The organism is Kitasatospora sp. NPDC089797 (assembly GCF_040684795.1).
Classification (GTDB): Bacteria; Actinomycetota; Actinomycetes; order Streptomycetales; family Streptomycetaceae; genus Kitasatospora.
The window spans coordinates 299,387-315,929 of record NZ_JBFBGS010000002.1 but is presented as its reverse complement, the minus strand read 5'-3'; the positions used below and the strand labels follow the sequence as shown (position 1 = coordinate 315,929).

Annotated in this window: 17 protein-coding genes; 12 read left to right on the top strand and 5 right to left on the bottom strand. The window is 74.0% G+C overall.

Annotated elements, in window-relative coordinates:
* Positions 1–30 precede the first annotated feature (30 nt).
* Entirely contained in the window at positions 31–1,806 is a 1,776-nt protein-coding gene (locus AB0O91_RS03135; protein WP_363427369.1) for a protein kinase, read from the top strand.
* A gap of 93 nt (positions 1,807–1,899) precedes the next feature.
* Here AB0O91_RS03135 and AB0O91_RS03130 read toward each other — a convergent pair whose 3' ends face one another.
* Positions 1,900–4,140, bottom strand: a complete 2,241-nt coding sequence (locus tag AB0O91_RS03130; RefSeq protein ID WP_363427368.1) for a heavy metal translocating P-type ATPase — start codon at positions 4,138–4,140, stop codon at positions 1,900–1,902.
* A 385-nt stretch (positions 4,141–4,525) separates the two neighbouring features.
* Here AB0O91_RS03130 and AB0O91_RS03125 point away from each other — a divergent pair, with 385 nt between their 5' ends.
* The 6 genes from AB0O91_RS03125 to AB0O91_RS03100 all read left to right on the top strand — a co-directional run bounded on the left by AB0O91_RS03125 (position 4,526) and on the right by AB0O91_RS03100 (position 7,867).
* Positions 4,526–4,945, top strand: coding sequence for a peptidoglycan-binding domain-containing protein (locus AB0O91_RS03125; protein WP_363427367.1), 420 nt, complete (start codon positions 4,526–4,528; stop codon positions 4,943–4,945).
* Between the two features lie 25 nt (positions 4,946–4,970).
* Entirely contained in the window at positions 4,971–5,387 is a 417-nt protein-coding gene (locus AB0O91_RS03120) for a hypothetical protein (protein ID WP_363427366.1), read from the top strand.
* Positions 5,388–5,412: 25 nt separating this feature from the next.
* The gene (locus AB0O91_RS03115) at positions 5,413–5,805 is read left to right on the top strand and encodes a peptidoglycan-binding domain-containing protein (RefSeq protein ID WP_363427365.1); all 393 of its coding nucleotides are present in this window, start codon (positions 5,413–5,415) and stop codon (positions 5,803–5,805) included.
* 87 nt (positions 5,806–5,892) lie between these two features.
* Entirely contained in the window at positions 5,893–6,969 is a 1,077-nt protein-coding gene (locus AB0O91_RS03110) for a peptidoglycan-binding protein (RefSeq protein ID WP_363427364.1), read from the top strand.
* Between the two features lie 113 nt (positions 6,970–7,082).
* Positions 7,083–7,454: a peptidoglycan-binding domain-containing protein gene (locus tag AB0O91_RS03105; protein WP_363427363.1), complete on the top strand. Its 372-nt coding sequence runs from the start codon at positions 7,083–7,085 to the stop codon at positions 7,452–7,454.
* A 47-nt stretch (positions 7,455–7,501) separates the two neighbouring features.
* On the top strand, positions 7,502–7,867 hold the full coding sequence (locus AB0O91_RS03100; RefSeq protein WP_363427362.1) for a peptidoglycan-binding domain-containing protein: 366 nt from the start codon (positions 7,502–7,504) through the stop codon (positions 7,865–7,867).
* Positions 7,868–7,973: 106 nt separating this feature from the next.
* Here the strand turns inward: AB0O91_RS03100 and AB0O91_RS03095 are convergent, their stop codons facing one another.
* Positions 7,974–8,363, bottom strand: a complete 390-nt coding sequence (locus AB0O91_RS03095; protein WP_363427361.1) for a hypothetical protein — start codon at positions 8,361–8,363, stop codon at positions 7,974–7,976.
* Between the two features lie 306 nt (positions 8,364–8,669).
* On the opposite strand from AB0O91_RS03095, the gene AB0O91_RS03090 reads away from it, so the two are divergent.
* Positions 8,670–10,604 carry a PhoX family phosphatase gene (locus AB0O91_RS03090; protein ID WP_363427360.1) on the top strand — a complete coding sequence of 645 codons (1,935 nt, stop codon included), beginning with the start codon at positions 8,670–8,672 and terminating at the stop codon, positions 10,602–10,604.
* Positions 10,605–10,698: 94 nt separating this feature from the next.
* Positions 10,699–12,570, top strand: coding sequence for an N-acetylmuramoyl-L-alanine amidase (locus tag AB0O91_RS03085; protein WP_363427359.1), 1,872 nt, complete (start codon positions 10,699–10,701; stop codon positions 12,568–12,570).
* A 48-nt stretch (positions 12,571–12,618) separates the two neighbouring features.
* Here the strand turns inward: AB0O91_RS03085 and AB0O91_RS03080 are convergent, their stop codons facing one another.
* Positions 12,619–13,458, bottom strand: coding sequence for an NAD(P)H-binding protein (locus AB0O91_RS03080; RefSeq protein WP_363427358.1), 840 nt, complete (start codon positions 13,456–13,458; stop codon positions 12,619–12,621).
* Between the two features lie 93 nt (positions 13,459–13,551).
* Between AB0O91_RS03080 and AB0O91_RS03075 the strand changes: the two genes are divergently transcribed.
* Positions 13,552–13,998 carry a helix-turn-helix domain-containing protein gene (locus AB0O91_RS03075; protein ID WP_363427357.1) on the top strand — a complete coding sequence of 149 codons (447 nt, stop codon included), beginning with the start codon at positions 13,552–13,554 and terminating at the stop codon, positions 13,996–13,998.
* Positions 13,999–14,025: 27 nt separating this feature from the next.
* On the opposite strand, the gene AB0O91_RS03070 is transcribed toward AB0O91_RS03075, so the two are convergent.
* Positions 14,026–14,607, bottom strand: coding sequence for a hypothetical protein (locus AB0O91_RS03070; protein ID WP_363427356.1), 582 nt, complete (start codon positions 14,605–14,607; stop codon positions 14,026–14,028).
* 210 nt (positions 14,608–14,817) lie between these two features.
* On the opposite strand from AB0O91_RS03070, the gene AB0O91_RS03065 reads away from it, so the two are divergent.
* A complete protein-coding gene (locus AB0O91_RS03065; RefSeq protein WP_363427355.1) occupies positions 14,818–15,120 on the top strand; it encodes a transporter suffix domain-containing protein in 303 nt (100 codons plus the stop codon).
* Positions 15,117–15,551: a MarR family transcriptional regulator gene (locus AB0O91_RS03060; RefSeq protein ID WP_363427354.1), complete on the top strand. Its 435-nt coding sequence runs from the start codon at positions 15,117–15,119 to the stop codon at positions 15,549–15,551. The genes AB0O91_RS03065 and AB0O91_RS03060 overlap by 4 nt, the downstream gene beginning before the upstream one ends.
* A gap of 71 nt (positions 15,552–15,622) precedes the next feature.
* Here the strand turns inward: AB0O91_RS03060 and AB0O91_RS03055 are convergent, their stop codons facing one another.
* Positions 15,623–16,531 carry a hypothetical protein gene (locus tag AB0O91_RS03055; RefSeq protein WP_363427353.1) on the bottom strand — a complete coding sequence of 303 codons (909 nt, stop codon included), beginning with the start codon at positions 16,529–16,531 and terminating at the stop codon, positions 15,623–15,625.
* Positions 16,532–16,543: the final 12 nt, after the last annotated feature.

Genomic DNA, 16,543 nt, shown 5'->3' with positions numbered 1-16,543 from the left:
GTCGGGGGTCGTGTGTCCGAGTCTCGCTGGGTGCCCGGACTCCGCTTCGGGCCGGAGTTCGACCCCGAACAGTACGAGCTGCTGGAGTTCCACCACCGGGGCGGCGAGGCCGAGGTGTGGCGGGCGGTGCGCACCGGGCACAACGGGATCAGGGAACTGGTCGCCGCGAAGATCATGCTGGAGCGGGATCCGTCCGAGGTGCGGCGCTGGCTGGGCCGCTGGGACGACGTGTCGCACAACGCCCACCGGCTCGGCGTCACCGACCTGGTGGTGCCCAGCTTCCTGCTCGGCCCCTCCCCGCACCGGCCCGGCGCGGCACCCTCCGCCGGGCTGCTCGGCTACCAGATCTCGCCCTGGGTCGAGGGCGTGCCGCTGCACACCTGGGCCCGCGGCCAGCGCGGCGGGCCGGTCGCGCTGGCCGAGGTGCTGGTCCGGCTCTGCCGGATCGTCGACGAGCTGCACCGCAAGCGCTGGGTGCACCGCGACATCTCCCCCGCCAACGTGCTGGTGGACGCCCAGGGCCTGGTCAAACTGATCGACCTGACCTTCCTCGCCCCGCTCGACCACACCCTGACCGTCGCGGTGTTCACCCCCGGGCACGTCCCGCCGGAGGCCGAGCAGGTCGGCGGCTTCCCGACCACCGCCAAGGACCTGTTCGCGGTCGGCACCCTCGCCCGCACCCTGCTGCTGCCCGACCACGGCCGGCTCGACCACCGGCTCGCCGCCGAGCAGGCGCGCGCCGAACTGCTGGCGGCCGGCTACGGCGAGGAACTCGCCCGCTGGGCCTGCGAACCGCTCGCCCGCGAACCCGACCGGCGGCCCGCCCCGCTCGGCCCCTGGGCCGCCCGCGGCCGTGAACTCCTGCGCACCCACCGGCCGGTGGCGCGCACCACGGGCCTGGCTGTGCTGCCCGACCGGTCCGGCCGCCCGCTGGTCGTCACGGCCGGCGCCGACGGCACCGCGCTGGCCGGGCCCGGCCGCCCCGGCCGCCGGCTGCCCGCCGACCAGGGTCCGGGCCCGGTACGGGAGTTGGCGGCGGGCTGGGTCGGACACCAGGGCGAGCTGGTGGTCTGCGCCGAGGACCGCTCCGGCACCCTGTGGGTCGGTACCGCGGCCGGCTGGTGGGAGGCCGCGCGCGGGGTGAGCGGCCTCGCCGGGGCGGTGGGCGCGGCCGGCGAGCTGACCGTGTGGACGGCCTCCGCCGGGGCGGTGCGCTCCTACCGCTGGGCCCCCGGCCGCACCCTCACCGGCCAGGAGCACCCGGGCTGCCCCGCCGACCGGGTCCTCGCCGCCGAGGAGGAACGGCCCGGCGCCTGGCTGCTGTTGGTCGAACACCGGGAGCGCGTGCTCGGCTGGCGCCCGGGCAGCGGCGAACCGCCCGCCCCGCTCGGCCCGCCCGGCGCCCTGCGCGCCGGAGCCCTGGCCCGCGGCTCCGCCGGACCGCAGGCGGCCACCCTGCGGACGGACGGCTCGGTGCAGCTGCACACCGTCGGGTCGGCGGTCTCCGCCGGTACGGAGATCGGTGACGGGGAGCCCGCCCTCGGCGTCGCCATGATCGGCCACCGCGGCGGTCCCACCATCGCCCTGGCCGGAGCCGGCGGCGTCCGCCTGCGGCTGCCGGCCGGCGGCGCCTCCCGCCGGCCCCGCTGGTGGCGGCCCACCCTGCGCCCGGCCACCCGGGTCGCGCTCGCCATGGGCGACGACTGGCGGCTGTGCCTGGCGGCGGTGGTCGAGGGCGAGCTGCAGGTCTGGCAGGAGGACCCGGCGTACCGCTGGCAGGCGGTGGAGCTGCCGGAGGGCCCGTAGCGGCCCGGCCTTCCTGGGGGGCGGAACGTCGGGGCCCCGGAACCGGTGTCGGTTCCGGGGCCTCGGGGGTGGGGCCGCGATGGTGGGGCGGGCTCAGCGGAAGCGGCGCAGCCGGAGGCTGTTGCCGACCACGAAGACCGAGGAGAAGGCCATCGCCGCCCCCGCGATCATCGGGTTGAGCATCCCGGCGGCGGCCAGCGGGAGGGCGGCGACGTTGTAGCCGAACGCCCAGAACAGGTTGCCCTTGATGGTGCCGAGGGTCCGGCGGGAGAGCCGGATGGCATCGGCGGCGGCGCGCAGGTCGCCGCGGACCAGGGTGAGGTCGGCGGCCTCGATCGCGGCGTCGGTGCCGGTGCCCATGGCCAGGCCGAGGTCGGCCTGGGCGAGCGCGGCCGCGTCGTTGACGCCGTCGCCGACCATCGCCACGACCCGGCCCTCGGCCTGCAGCCGCTTGACGGTGGCGACCTTGTCCTGCGGCATGACCTCGGCGATCACGTGCTCCGGGGCGATCCCGACCTCGGCCGCGACCGCCTCGGCGACCAGCCGGTTGTCGCCGGTGAGCAGCACCGGGGTCAGCCCCAGGGCACGCAGCCGGGCGACGGCCTCGGCGCTGGAAGGCTTGACCGCGTCGGCGACCTCCAGGACGGCCCGGGCCTCGCCGTCCCAGCCGACCGCGACCGCGGTGCGGCCCGCCGCCTCGGCCGTGCGCTTGGCCTCGGCCAGCGCCGCCGGCAGGTGCTGCGACCACTCCGCCAGCAGCGCCACCCGGCCGGCCACCACGGCGTGGCCGTCGACCACGCCCTGGACGCCCAGGCCCGGCACGTTCTCGAAGCCCTCGACGGCGGGCAGGTCGCCGGCCCTGGCGGCGGCGTCGGCGACGGCGCGGGCGATCGGGTGCTCGGAGGCGTGTTCCAGGGCGCCGGCCAGCCGCAGTGCCTCGGCCTCGGTGGTCGTACCGGCGGTGTGCACGGCGAGCAGGGTCATCCGGCCGGTGGTGACGGTGCCGGTCTTGTCGAGCACGACGGTGTCGACCTTACGGGTGGACTCCAGCACCTCCGGGCCCTTGATCAGGATGCCGAGCTGGGCGCCGCGGCCGGTGCCGACCAGCAGCGCGGTCGGGGTGGCCAGGCCGAGGGCGCACGGGCAGGCGATGATCAGCACGGCCACTGCGGCCGTGAAGGCGGCCGTCCAGCCCTCGCCGGTGCCCAGCCAGTACCCGAGGGTGGCCACCGCGAGGGCGATCACGATCGGCACGAAGACCCCGGAGATCCGGTCGGCCAGGCGCTGGGCGGCGGCCTTGCCGTTCTGGGCGTCCTCGACCAGCCGGGCCATCCGGGCCAGCTGGGTGTCCGCGCCGACCCGGGTCGCCTCGACCACCAGCCGGCCGCCCGCGTTCACGGTCGCACCCGTGACGGCGTCCCCGACCGCGACCTCGACCGGCACGGACTCGCCGGTCAGCATCGAGGCGTCCACCGCGGAGGCGCCCTCGACCACGACGCCGTCGGTGGCGATCTTCTCGCCCGGACGGACCACGAAGCGGTCGCCCACCGCCAGCCCGGTGATCGGGATCCGCACCTCGGCCCCGCCGCGCAGCACCGTCACGTCCTTGGCGCCCAGTTCCAGCAGCGCCCTGAGGGCGGCGCCGGCGGTGCGCTTGGAGCGGGCCTCGAAGTAGCGCCCGGCCAGGATGAAGGCGGTGACCCCGGCCGCCGCCTCCAGGTAGATGTTGGACGCACCGTCGCTGCGGGCGATGGTGAGCTCGAAGCCGTGCCGCATCCCGGGCATCCCGGCGTGGCCGAAGAACAGCGCCCACAGCGACCAGAGGAAGGCGGCGCCCGTCCCGAGCGAGACCAGGGTGTCCATCGTCGCGGCGCCGTGCCGGGCGTTGGTGAACGCGGCCTTGTGGAACGGCCAGGCGGCGTAGGTGACGACCGGGGCGGCGAGGGTCAGCGAGAGCCACTGCCAGTTGTCGAACTGGAGGGCCGGCACCATCGCCATCGCGATCACCGGGACGGCCAGGGCGACGGCGGTCACCAGCCGTTGGCGCAGCGCGGCCGTCTCGTCGGCGGGCCCGGCCGGCCCGGTGGCGCCCTCGGCCGCCGGGGGCGCGGGCAGCGCGGCGGTGTAGCCGGTGGCCTCGACGGTGGCGATCAGGTCGGCGACCTCCACCTCGCCCTCGAAGGTGACCCTGGCCTTCTCGGTGGCGTAGTTGACGCTGGCCGAGACGCCGTCCATCCGGTTGAGCTTCTTCTCGATGCGGGCCGCGCACGAGGCGCACGTCATTCCGCCGATCGAGAGTTCCACCTCCGCGGAGGCGGGTGCCTGGGTGGTCATCGTTGCTCCTCGTGACTGTCGGTGCTGCGAGGTCCTGACGCGCTCCGGGCGGTCATACCTGGGAGGGGTATCGTCCGGCGCTGAGTTCATTTATACCCATGGGGGGTATCAAACGCAAGGACTCCCGGATACCCCCCACCGGTATTTCGGCCGCCGTCGGGCAACCACCGCGTCGGCACTCCCCCGGCGGGCCCGCCCCCACCGGCGTCCCGCCCTCGGACGGAGACGGCGTCCCAGGCCGCAGGCCCGCGCCGCGGGACGCGTCCCTGGGACCGCTGGGACGCCGGAACACCTCCCGCCCGGACGGCGGGTGGGGCACAGTTCTGCCCGCAGCTCGATGTGTCCACGAGCCGAGACCAACACAGCTCCCCGGGGGAACCACGCCATGAGCCTCACGTCCCGCATCGCCAGGGCCGCCACCGCGACCGCCGTCGCCGGCGCCGCCCTGCTCGCCCTGTCCGGCACCGCCAGCGCCAGCCAGAGCGCGCCGTACATCGGCGACGGCTACGCCAACAACAGCCAGGCCGTGTGGTGCGTCCAGCACAACATCAACCACTTCATCGACATCACGACCAAGACCGACCGCCCCGCGCGGCTGGACGAGGACGGCCTCTGGGGTCCCAAGACCAAGGCCGCCGTCCAGTGGATCCAGGAGGACGCCTACGTCGGCGGCCAGAAGCTCCAGACCGACGGCATCGTCGGCCCGCTCACCGGCGACATGATCGTCGGCGAGGGGTACCCCGACTCGGTCGGCACCTACAACTCCCCGTGCTGGGCGTACATCCCCACCAACTACGGCCCCTGATCGTCCGCCACGGGAGGGCCGAGACATGACCGCGAAGACCCTCGGCCGCGCCGCGGCCGCACTGGCCGCGGCCGGCGCCGCCCTGCTGGGCCTGGCCGGCACCGCCAGCGCCAGCCAGAGCGCGCCGACCCTCGGCGACGGCTACGCCAACAACACCCACGCCGTGTGGTGCGTCCAGCACAACCTCAATTACTTCCTGAACACCACCCACCTGTCCGACCACCCCGCGCAGCTCGCGGAGGACGGGGCCTGGGGCCCGCAGACCAAGGCCGCCGTCCAGTGGCTGCAGGCCCACACCTTCCTCAGCGGCCGGTCGCTCCTGCCCGACGGCTACGTCGGCCAACTCACCGGGAACGCGATCATCAGCGACGGCGACCCGTACTACGTCGGCAGCTCCGACGCCTACTGCTGGCAGTACATCCCCACCACCTACGGCCCCTGAGCACCCGTACCGCGAGGAGCGACAGATGACCGCGAAGACCTTCGGCCGCGCCGCGGCCGCACTGGCCGTGGCCGGCTCGGCGCTGCTGGGCCTGGCCGGCACCGCCAACGCCAGCCAGAACGCGCCGTACATCGGCGACGGCTACGCCAACAACAGCCAGGCCGTGTGGTGCGTCCAGCACCTGATCAACGAAGTCGCCCAGCAGCACGGCCGGGCGACCATCGACGAGGACGGCATCTGGGGCCCGAGGACCAAGGACCAGGTCGTGTGGTTCCAGACCCTCGAGCACGTCCAGCCGGACGGCATCGTCGGCCCCTTCACCGGCGACAACGTCCTCTACCACGGTGACCCGCACTACGGCGGGACCTCCGGGACCTGCTTCCCCTACGTGCCCAGCGACTCGGGCCTGTTCGAGTAGCACCCCTCCGTCGAGACGATCGGGCGTCGGGGGGAGCGGGTCGGTCCGCTCCCCCCGACGCACCATCACGCATTGGGAGAACCCGCTGTGAAGACCCTCCTGCCCACCCGGCGCCGGCTCTCGCTGGGCCTGGCCCTGGCCGCCGCGCTGACCGGCGTCGGCGCGTACACCGCCTCCGCCGCGACCGCCCCGGCCCCGATACCGCTCACCTCCGCCGCCTGCCCGGCCAACATCCAGCAGGGCGAGGCCGACGGCTGCGTCACCCAGCTCCAGCTGGAGCTCAACCTGACCGGCGCCCACCTCACCGTGGACGGGCAGTTCGGCCAGGCCACCGACACCGCCGTGCGCGCCTTCCAGAGCGCGCACCAGCTCACCGCGGACGGCATCGTCGGCCCGGCCACCAAGGCGGCCCTCGACAAGGCGGCCACCACCCCCTCCGGCGGCGTGGACCTGCGCACCCAGTGCGGCACCCTGCAGACCGGTGCCGGCGGCCAGTGCGTCTCCACCCTGCAGACGATGCTGAACACCTTCAACGCCGGCCGCCTCACCGTGGACGGGCAGTTCGGGCCGGCCACCGACACCGCCGTGCGCAACTTCCAGGCCGCACACGCCCTGACCATCGACGGCATCGTCGGCACCGGCGTCAAGACCGCCCTCTACGGCAGCACCCCCGCCCCGCTGCCCAGCGGCCCGGTCAACTCCGCCAAGGTGCTGAACGCGGCCAAGTCCTACCTGGGCGTCCCGTACGTCTGGGGCGGCGGCCACTCGCTGCGCGGCGAGGGCCCCGGCCCGTCGCTGGGCACCTGCGACGGCTACACCGGCTCCATCCAGCCCTGCCCGGCCAACACCACGGTCGGCGTGGACTGTTCGGGCTTCGTCCGGGCGGCCTTCTGGTTCGGCGCCGGCCTCGACCTCGCCAACGGCGGCGACACCACCGAGCAGACCCTGGACAAGCACCTCACCCCGATCGCCGAGGCCCAGCGCCGCCCCGGCGACGTCGAGTACTTCGGGGCCAACGCCCACAACACCACCCACGTCGTCCTCTACGCCGGCACCGACCCCGCCACCGGCGCCGACATGATGTACGAGGCCAAGGAGACCGGCACCGACGTCCACTACGTCACCCTGCGCACCGGCGGCTACTGGTACCACGTCACCGCCTGACCCACCCCCAGCCGCGGGCGACCCCCGTCGTCGCCCCCGCCGGGTCCACCACTCCCACCCGGACCGGAGCCCGCCCCGGGCCCGTCCGCCTGCCCTCCTGAAGGAGAACTCCCATGCGTACCAAGTTCGCCGCCGTCATCGCGGGTGCCGTCCTGCTCACCGGCCTCGGTGTCGGCACCGCCACCACCGCGTCCGCCAGCACCCCGGCCTCGTGCGGCTCCTACGGCTACAACAGCGACAACGAGGCGATGGTCGGCTACGGCGACTCCGGGCCCGAGATCAAGGCCCTGCAGTGCGAGCTCAACTACAGCGTGCGCGGCGCCGGTCTCCAGGTGGACGGGATCTTCGGCAAGAACACCCTCGCCATCGTGCAGAAGTTCCAGGGCTGCGCCGGCCTCAAGCCCGACGGCATCGTCGGCCCGCTGACCTGGGCCAAGCTGGACTACCAGAGCGACATCGACACCGCGGCGAACTACCTCTGCTGACCCGGCCCGCCCAGGTCCTGCCAGCTACCCGTACCGAAGGAAGACCCATGCGCAACAAGCTCGCGGCCGTCGTTCTCACCACCGCCCTGGCCGCCGGACTCGGCGTGACCACCGCCGGCAGTGCCTCGGCCCAGACCTCGGACTGCGGCCAGTACAGCTGGAACCAGCCCGAGCTCAGCTACGGCGACTCCGGCAACGAGGTCAAGTCCCTGCAGTGCGAGCTGGTGAACTCCTCCACCTACTTCAACCCCCCGATCTCCCTGAACATCGACGGGCAGTTCGGCAAGCTGACCCTCGACGCCGTGAAGCGGTTCCAGGGCTGCGCCCACCTCAAGCCCGACGGCATCGTCGGCCCCAACACCTGGAAGGCGTTGGACACCTGGGCCACGCCGTGGAACACCCTCGTCTGCTGACGGGCCGTCGACCAGCAGTGCACCGCAACGCCCGGCCGGGGACCCCGGCCGGGCGTTGCGCGTGCCCGGGCGCCGCCGGGTACCCGACGGCGGCACCCGGAGCGGTTCAGCCCGCGAAGGGGAACGGTGGCAGCACCCCGCACACCGACTCCGGCGGCTGCCCGGGGAGCAGCGGCGCCGGGGATCCCATCCCCGTGACGTACAGCCAGGTCAGCACGGCGGCAGCGGCGAGCAGGACCGGCAGGGCGTAGCGGCGGCTCCCCGACCCGCGCCCCAGCACGGCGCCGAGCAGCACCAGGGCGACGGACATGACGACCCACCAGCCCACCGTCGCCACCGCCATGTTCGGGTCCGGCTCGTGGTCCTGGCCCAGGCAGAACCGCCAGGCCGCCACGATCCGGGTGTTGCCGAACAGCGTGCCGCCCGTGGCCAGCACCAGCGCCGCCGCCACCCGCCCCCAGCGGCCCCGATCCCACCGCTCCCGCGCTGCCCGCATCGCCGCCTCCACGTACTCGTCCGGCCTTCCCGGAACACCGACTCCCGGGTTCCGCTTCCACGATGCCCGCCGGCCCGCGACCGGTTCCCGTCCCGGCTGTCTCACACCGTCTCACATCGCTGACCAGGCCTTTTGAGACAGGAGCGGGATGGTCGCAGGGGTCGTGGGCGATCTAGGTTCGGTCCCGCGAGTCCGCCGGCGAGCCCTGTGCCCCGGCGACGTCGGGCCCCTCGGCCCCACGCTCCCAGCCCCGCACCCTCAGCCCCGCACCCCGCTCCGGCGGGCCGACCTCCCTGGGTGGCGACCATGCCAGATCAGCACGCTCCGCAACCGGAGACAGCACCCCGCCGCACGATCGACGAGGTGGTGGCCGCCGGCCTGTCGCGTCGTCAGGCCCTCACCGGAGGCACCCTCGCGCTGGCCGGCTTCCTCGGCCTGTCCGCGTCCCCCGCCGTCGCCGCCCCCGCACAGCCGGGCGCGGCGGGTGCGGCGTCGGCCCCGCTCGGTTTCACCGCCGTGCCGGCGAGCAGCGCCGACACCGTGACCGTGCCCGCCGGGTACTCCGCGCAGGTGCTCGCCCCCTGGGGGCAGCCGGTGCGCGGGAACGGCCCGACGTGGCGGGCCGACGGCGGCAACACCGCGGCGGAGCAGGCCGAGCAGATCGGCTCGCACCACGCCGGAGTGCACTTCTTCCCCGGCGCCGACGACTCCCGCGGCACGCTGGTGCTCACCCACGAGTCCGCCGACGCCGCCCTCCTCGACGGCCGCGGCGGTGCGACCGTCACGAAGGAGCAGGTCGCCAAGGCGCTCGCCGCGCACGGCGTCAGCGTGCTGGAGGTGCGGCGCACCGGCGGCACCTGGCAGCTCGCCGACTCCCCGCGCAACGTCCGTGTCACCGGTGCCACCCCCGTCACCTTCTCCGGCCCGCTGGACGCCGACCACCCGGCGCTGCGCACCGGCACGCCCGCCACGGGCACGCTCGGCACCGGCGCGCACGGCGTGACCCCGTGGGGGACGTTCCTGACCGGCGAGCGGAACACCGCCGGCTGTTTCGGCACCGACAGCCGGACGTGGCGGGCCGACCGGGCGCAGAAGCGGGCCGGCCTCGGCGCCCGCGGCGACGGCCGCGGCTGGCACCGCGCCGACCCGCGCTTCGACCTCGCGGTGAACGGCAACGAGGCCAACCGGTTCGGCTGGGTGGTGGAGATCGACCCGTCCACGCCGCAGGCACCGCCCGTGAAGCGCACCGCGCTCGGCCGCTTCCAGCACGTCGGGGCCAGCGTCACCGAGTCCGCCGGCCGGGTCGTCGTCTACAGCGGCGACGACGAGAACGGCGGCTACCTCTACAGGTTCGTCGGTACGGACAGCTGGTGGCGGCTGCGCTCCCAGGGCCGCAGCCCGCTGGACCACGGCACCCTGTACGTCGCCCGGTTCGAGGACGACGGCACCGGCCGCTGGCTGCCGCTGACCCACGGCCAGGGCACGCTGACCCGGGACAACGGCTGGGCCGACCAGGCCGACGTGGTGCTGCGGGCCCGGCAGGCGGCGGACGCGCTCGGCGCCACCCCGCTGGACCGCCCCCAGCAGACCTCGGTCGGCCCCGACGGAACGGCCTTCTGCGCGTTCGCGAACAGCCCGGGCCTCGGCCACTGCTCCTCCGGCCCGAACGCCCACCGGGCCGCGGTCAGCCCCCGCGCCGACAACCCGTACGGACACGTCATCCGCTGGCGCGAGGACGGCGACGCCGCCCAGGGCGAGGGCCGGGCCACCGGCTTCCACTGGCAGGTCTTCGTGCTGGCCGGCGACCCGGCCCACGACCGGCAGGTCCACCTGGACGCCGCCGGCGTGTTCGCCTCGCCGAAGAGCCTGTGGTCCGACCCCGACGGCCGGCTGTGGATCGGCACCGGCATCTCGGGCTACGACCGGAACCGGGCCGAGACCGGCCACGAGCACCTGGGCAACAACGCGCTGCTGGCCGCCGACCCGGCCACCGGCGAGGTCCGCCGCTTCCTGACCGGCCCGCGCGGAGCCGAGATCACCGGCGTGGCCACCACGCCCGACCGCCGCACCCTGTTCGTCAACGTCCAGCACCCGGGCGAGCGCACCGACGCCTGGGGCACGCCCACCGCGGACGATCCCCGGGTGGTCGGCAACTGGCCCGACCATGACCCCGCCGGTCGGCCGCGCTCGGCCGTGCTGGTGGTCCGGCGCACGGACGGGGGCGTCATCGGGGCCGCGTGACGCGCCCCTCCCCCGCCGTTCCACTCCCCCGGTCGACGCCGGCCGTTCGACGCCCGCCGGTCCAGCAGGCCCAGCACGAAATCCGGAGAACCCGATGGTCACCATCATCTCGCGCAGTGAATGGGGCGCCCAGCCGCCCAAGAAGATCGACCAGCTTCCCTTCACCCCGTGGCTCGGCGGCATCGTCATCCACCACGAGGGCGGCGGACACAAGTCCGTCGATCCGCACGGCAGTTGCGCCGCACTGGTCCGGAAGATCCAGGACGACGCGATGCACTACGACACCATCGGCGACATCGAGGTCGAATTCGGCCAGAAGGAACCCGAGTACGACGACATCCCGTACAACTTCGTGGTCTGCAAGCACGGTGGCATATACGAGGGCCGCGGGCTCGGCCGCCGGTCCGCCGCCAACGGGACCGAGATGCCCGGCGCCAACAGCAACTACTACGCCGTCATGGGCCTGCTGGGCTCCGACGACGACGTGACCCCGGAGATGGCCGCCGGCATCAGGTCGCTCTGCGGCTACCTGCAGAACGAGAAGGACGCGGGCTTCCGGCTGGTCGGCCACCGGGACGTGCGCCCCAAGACCCACACCGACTGCCCCGGGAAGCTCTACCCCTACGTCCAGCGCCACGACTTCGAGGTGCCGGGCTCGGGCACCGGCGCCGGGCCCAACGGCGGCACCGGTACCGGCCCCGACGCCGGCACGCTGTCCATCTACACCCGCAGCCAGTGGGGCGCCCGCCCGGCGAAGGACATCACCCCGGTGGACATCGGCGCCCGCACCGGCTTCACCGTGCACTACTCGGACGGGCCGACCACCCAGACGATCCGGTCGATCCAGAACTACCACATGGACTCGAACGGCTGGTCCGACATCGGCTACAACTTCCTGGTCGACAGCAGCGGCCGGATCTTCGAGGGCCGCGGCTGGTACCTCCAGGGGGCACACGCCTACGGGGCCAACACCACCCACATCGGCGTCTGCTTCATCGGCGAGAGCGGGGACGCCACGGACATCGCGCTGGCCGCGATCCGCTCGATGTACGAGAAGGCCTGCGACATGACCGGCCACACCCTGGCCAAGACCTACCACGGCATGCTCCCCGGCAACTCCACCGACTGCCCGGGGGCGCAGCTGCGCGCCTGGGTGCAGAACGGCATGCCGGCGACGGTCCACCCGCTGCAGTGGGCGGGCTCGGACTACACCCCGCCGCCGACCGACTCCAGCGGCGCGAGCGGCGGCGGGATGACCCAGGTGCGGTCGGTCTCCGCCCAGCAGCAGGCCGTCAACAGCCTGGGCTACAGCCCGGCGCTGGCCGTCGACGGCGCCTGGGGGCCGCTGACGGACGCCGGCGTGCGCTGGCTCCAGGGCAAGGTCGGTACCACCGCCGACGGCCTGTGGGGGCCCGGCACCGAGTCGGCCTTCAAGGCGTTCGGGGGCGGCGGTTCGTCCGGCGGCGGCGCGATGACGTCCGTGCGGTCGGTGGCCCGCCAGCAGCAGGCGGTCAACGACCTGGGCTACAGCCCGGCGCTGGCCGTCGACGGCGCCTGGGGCCCGCTGAGCGCCGCCGGCGTGCGCTGGCTCCAGGGCAAGGTCGGCACCGCGGCCGACGGCCAGTGGGGGCCGGCCACCGAGTCGGCGTACTTCGCGTACATCGACGACGGCGCCGGCCTCACCGTCGACGGCGTCTTCGGCACCCTGACCATCATGGCCGTCCAGCGGGTCTGCGGTTCCACCCCGGACGGCCAGTGGGGGCCGGACTCCAAGCGCTCGCTCCAGCACCACCTCAACGTGTGGGGCAACGCCGGGCTCGTCGAGGACGGCGACCCCGGCCCGGCCACCTACAAGGCGCTGCAGACCTTCCTCAACGCCACCGGCGCCGGCCTCACCGTCGACGGCCAGTGGGGCCCGGCCACCATCACGGCCCTGCAGAACGCCCTGAACCAGGGCAGGTTCTGACCGTCCGGCACCCCCGGTCCGGGCCGGCCCGTCGCTCCGTCGCGTCCCTCAGCGGAACGCGGCGACGTGGCGGGCCGCCCAGTCCGCGAAGGTGCGCGGATCCCGGCCGAGGACCCGCCGGACGTCCGGACTGACCTGCAGCTCGGCCGGGTTCGGGGCTCCGATGATGTCCAGGGTGTCGTCGGCGAGCTCCACCGGCATGGCCTGCGCCATCGCCTCCCGGGCCTCCGCGCGGGTGAGCTCCTGGAAGCGCACCGGCGTGCCGAGCGCCGCGGCGAGGGCCGCCGCCTGCCCGCGCGGGGTGATCACCTCCGGGCCGGTCAGCTGGTACGCCGCGCCGGTGTGCCGGTCGTCCAGCAGGCAGGCCGCGGCGACCTCCGCGATGTCGGCGGGGTCGATGACCGGCACCCCGATGTCGCCGAACGGCGCGGCGACGAGCCGCTGCGCGCGCACCGACTCCGCCCACCACAGCGCGTTGGAGGCGAAGCCCCCCGGCTGCAGGACCGCCCACTCCGGGACGGACCGCTGCAGCGTTTCCTCCAGCGCGCGCATGGCGATCCGGGTCGGGCCGAATGGCCTGGTCACCACCCCCTGGGAGGAGAGCAGCACGACCCGGCGGACCCCGGCCGCGGCCGCGTCGGCGATCAGGCCGGCGGGGTCGGCCCCGGCGCCGTGGAGGTCTCCGGACAGCATCAGGTACAGCGCCTCCGCCCCGGCCAGCACCGGCTTGAGGGCGCCCGGTTCGGCCAGGTCCGCCACCACGTGCCGGACGCCGTCCGGCACCGCGGCCGCGTGCCGCGACACCGCCGTCACCCGCGCCCCGGCCCGGGCCAGCGCCTCCGTCAACGGCCGGCCGATGTTTCCGGTCGCCCCGGTCACCACGATCATGTTCAGCTCCTCGTCGGATGTCCTTCTGTGCTCCGCACGTTAGGAGCGGTGACCGGCGATCCGTAAGGACGAACCCGAAGGTAAGCTCATGACATGACGGAAGGTTTGCTGCCCAGCCCGGCTGCCACCGGGACCCGGTATGACGTGTTTCACACCGACTGCCCGGCCCGCGACATGGTCGACCACGTGACCAGCCGCTGGGGCATCTGGGTGCTGATCTCCCTCCGGGGCAACGACCTCCGGTTCTACGAACTGCGCGAGAGCATCCAGGGCGTCAGCGAGAAGATGCTCTCCCAGACCCTGCGCGCCCTGGTCGGGGACGGCCTGGTCCGGCGGCACGTCGAGCCGACCAACCCGCCCCAGGTCACCTACGGGCTGACCGAGTTCGGCCACGAGGTCAGCGAGCCGCTGACCGAACTCTTCGACCGGATCACCGACCGGCTCTCGCTGCTCGGCCTGCGCCGCCCCACCGACGACCGGACGACGGCGGCCCGTGCGACGGCCGGCAGGGCGCCCGCCGGAGCGGACGCCCTGTCCTGACGGTCCTCGGGGCCGGGCGCGGTCGGCCTAGTTGTAGCCCCCGAGGTACCAGCGCTGGTCGAGGTAGCCGCCGCACGGCCACACGTTGATCGGGGCGAGGTCCTTCTGGTCGTTGCCCGGCACCGAGACGCAGTAGCCGTTGGCGTAGTCGATGTACTCCGGGTAGGCCTGGCCGTTGACCCAGTACGTCCCCGTCGCCCAGAGCTGGGACTGGCTGCCGTTGTTGCCCTGGTAGCCGCACCAGTTGAGGGTGAGCTGGTTGGTGGTGCCCGGCGTGTAGGTCAGGCAGTAGTTGTTGTCCTTGCCGTTGTAGAGGTAGAACCAGCCCGGGTGGCTGCCCGAGTTGGACACCCCCCAGCCCTGGTCCGCGGCGCCGATGCAGCCGTACTCGAGGATGGGCACGCCGTTGGAGATGTTGCCCCAGTTGCCGACGGCCATGCACTTGCCGCTCCAGCCGTTCTGGAGGATGCTTCCGGCGTCGGCGCTCGCGGTGCCGCCGAGGCCGACGGTGGTGGCGGCGGCGAGCGCGACGGTGGCTGCGGCGAGCGCGACGGCGCGTCCGGGGTTTCCGAGTCTTCCGGGTTTTCCGGGTCTTCCGATTCCGAGCATGGGTGTCCCCCCTGGGTGTGGACGGCGGCCCCGATGGAACCGCCCGGACGTCCCCCGCGGTTCGTCCTGACGTCAGACTGCTCCTGCGCCGTCCGGCCGGGAAGGACGTTCGCCGGACGTTGCCCGGACACTTCACCGCAGGCCGGGCGGCCGCGACCGGGCACGGGGGCCGCATTGACCGCATATGGTTTAGACACCTAAACTGGATCCATGACCGCAGCCCCCGCAGACCCGAAGAGGCCGCTCCGGTTCAAGATCGGCGTCGCCTTCCTCCTCCTCAGCGCGCTCCTGTACCTGACCGTGCTGGTCGCCTTCTTCCTCCCACTGGACGGCACCACCAAGACCGCCGCCATCAGCGGGATGGTCGTCACCGCCGAGGTCTCCTTCCTGGTCGGCGCCGCCGGGGTCGGCAAGGAGACCGTCCGGGCGGTCAAGGCCCGACTCGGATTCCGCAAGCGCGACCGGCAAGGGGCCCGCGACGGCGTCGACGAGAAGGCCCCGGCCGCGGAGTGACCGCCGAGCTGCGCGCCCGCGGCGCCCGGATCAACCAGCTGTTCATCGACCTGTGGCTCCTCTCGGAGCGGCGCGGCCCCCACTACGACGACTTCGGCCTCACCGCCCAGCAGCACATCGTGCTCGGCCGGATCGTCGCCGACCCGACCGTCACGCCCAAGGAACTGGCCGAGGCCCTCGACGTCTCGAAGGGCGCCGTCAGCCAGCACCTGGCCCGCCTGGAGAAGGACGGCTACTTCTCCCGGCAGCGGAGCCCCGAGGACGGGCGGGTCCACGTCTTCCGACTGGCCGACCGCGGCATCGCGTACCGGCAGTCCCTGCACCGCTACGACGAGGAACTCCAGGCCGCCTACGCCGCGAAGCTGTCGGCGACGGACATGGCCGAGATCGAGACCGACCGGTCCACGCTTACGCGCTTATTCGTGTACTGACGCCCCCCGCGGGGCACGTCGGCCCGGCCGACTTCCCGCGCACGCGGGGGCCGCGCCGGCGCGGCCGCGGGTCACGCCGGGCCGGGCGGGGCCTCGGCCAGGGTGCGGTGGACGGCGGCCCGGATGCCGGGTTCGAGGTGGCGGGCCCAGGTCGGGTCCGGCTCGCCGCGCAGGCGGGCGCAGCGGGCGAGGGCGTGGGCGAACTGGTCGGGCGTGAGGTAGCCGAGGCGGTGCACGGTGTCGTTGCGCGACGCGCCGTTGAGGGTCCGGCTGGTCAGGTCGCCCATCGGCAGGACGGTGTAGCCGCGTCGGAGGGTGGCGTAGCTGTGGGCGGCGTTGGCGGTGAAGACGCCCATGCCGAGGTAGACGGTGACCAGGTCGGTCAGCTTCTCCTTGTCGGAGTGGCTCCACGGAGCCCGCAGGCGCCCTTCGCCGGTCAGGCGCAGATGGCCGAGTTCGTGGGCGATGAGCCCGGCGAGATCGGCGGGGCGCTCGACGTACTCCAGGTCGACTTCGATGACGTCCCGCCCGTCGGTGCGGTGGTAGCGGCCGACCGTTTGGCTCCGGCCGGCGTGGTCCGGGTCGAGGGCGCCGGGGGCGAACACCCGGAGGTCGACGTCCCGGGTGTCCGCGCCCATCACGGCGCCGATCCGGTCGACCAGTTCCAGGATGCGGGCGCGTTGGTAGCGGCCGGTGAGGACGGTCAGGTCGGTCGGCAGGAAGCCGGCGGTCGGCACCGCGAACTCGCGCCGTACGGCCTGCTCCCCGAACTCGGCCGCGCACCAGCGGAGGCACTTGTCGACCCAGGAGCGGTCCCTGGCGGCCGCGCGCTCGTCGCCGTCCTCCCGGCCCGAGACCGAACCGGCCGCCCGCGTCCAGGGTTTGACCCCGTCGAGGTCGATCCCGCCCGGGGCTCGCCGCCCGGACTGCCCACCGCCGAAGAACCCCGAGAACCCTGAAAACCCTGAGAACCCCGACATGTCAGCCCCCCG

Coding starts and splice junctions, on each gene's coding strand:
- AB0O91_RS03055 (WP_363427353.1), bottom strand. CDS start 16,531: ATGTCGGGGTTCTCAGGGTTTTCAGGGTTCTCGGGGTTCTTCGGCGGT.
- AB0O91_RS03125 (WP_363427367.1), top strand. CDS start 4,526: ATGAGCCTCACGTCCCGCATCGCCAGGGCCGCCACCGCGACCGCCGTC.
- AB0O91_RS03120 (WP_363427366.1), top strand. CDS start 4,971: ATGACCGCGAAGACCCTCGGCCGCGCCGCGGCCGCACTGGCCGCGGCC.
- AB0O91_RS03080 (WP_363427358.1), bottom strand. CDS start 13,458: ATGATCGTGGTGACCGGGGCGACCGGAAACATCGGCCGGCCGTTGACG.
- AB0O91_RS03095 (WP_363427361.1), bottom strand. CDS start 8,363: ATGCGGGCAGCGCGGGAGCGGTGGGATCGGGGCCGCTGGGGGCGGGTG.
- AB0O91_RS03085 (WP_363427359.1), top strand. CDS start 10,699: ATGGTCACCATCATCTCGCGCAGTGAATGGGGCGCCCAGCCGCCCAAG.
- AB0O91_RS03065 (WP_363427355.1), top strand. CDS start 14,818: ATGACCGCAGCCCCCGCAGACCCGAAGAGGCCGCTCCGGTTCAAGATC.
- AB0O91_RS03090 (WP_363427360.1), top strand. CDS start 8,670: ATGCCAGATCAGCACGCTCCGCAACCGGAGACAGCACCCCGCCGCACG.
- AB0O91_RS03130 (WP_363427368.1), bottom strand. CDS start 4,140: ATGACCACCCAGGCACCCGCCTCCGCGGAGGTGGAACTCTCGATCGGC.
- AB0O91_RS03075 (WP_363427357.1), top strand. CDS start 13,552: ATGACGGAAGGTTTGCTGCCCAGCCCGGCTGCCACCGGGACCCGGTAT.
- AB0O91_RS03070 (WP_363427356.1), bottom strand. CDS start 14,607: ATGCTCGGAATCGGAAGACCCGGAAAACCCGGAAGACTCGGAAACCCC.
- AB0O91_RS03115 (WP_363427365.1), top strand. CDS start 5,413: ATGACCGCGAAGACCTTCGGCCGCGCCGCGGCCGCACTGGCCGTGGCC.
- AB0O91_RS03105 (WP_363427363.1), top strand. CDS start 7,083: ATGCGTACCAAGTTCGCCGCCGTCATCGCGGGTGCCGTCCTGCTCACC.
- AB0O91_RS03100 (WP_363427362.1), top strand. CDS start 7,502: ATGCGCAACAAGCTCGCGGCCGTCGTTCTCACCACCGCCCTGGCCGCC.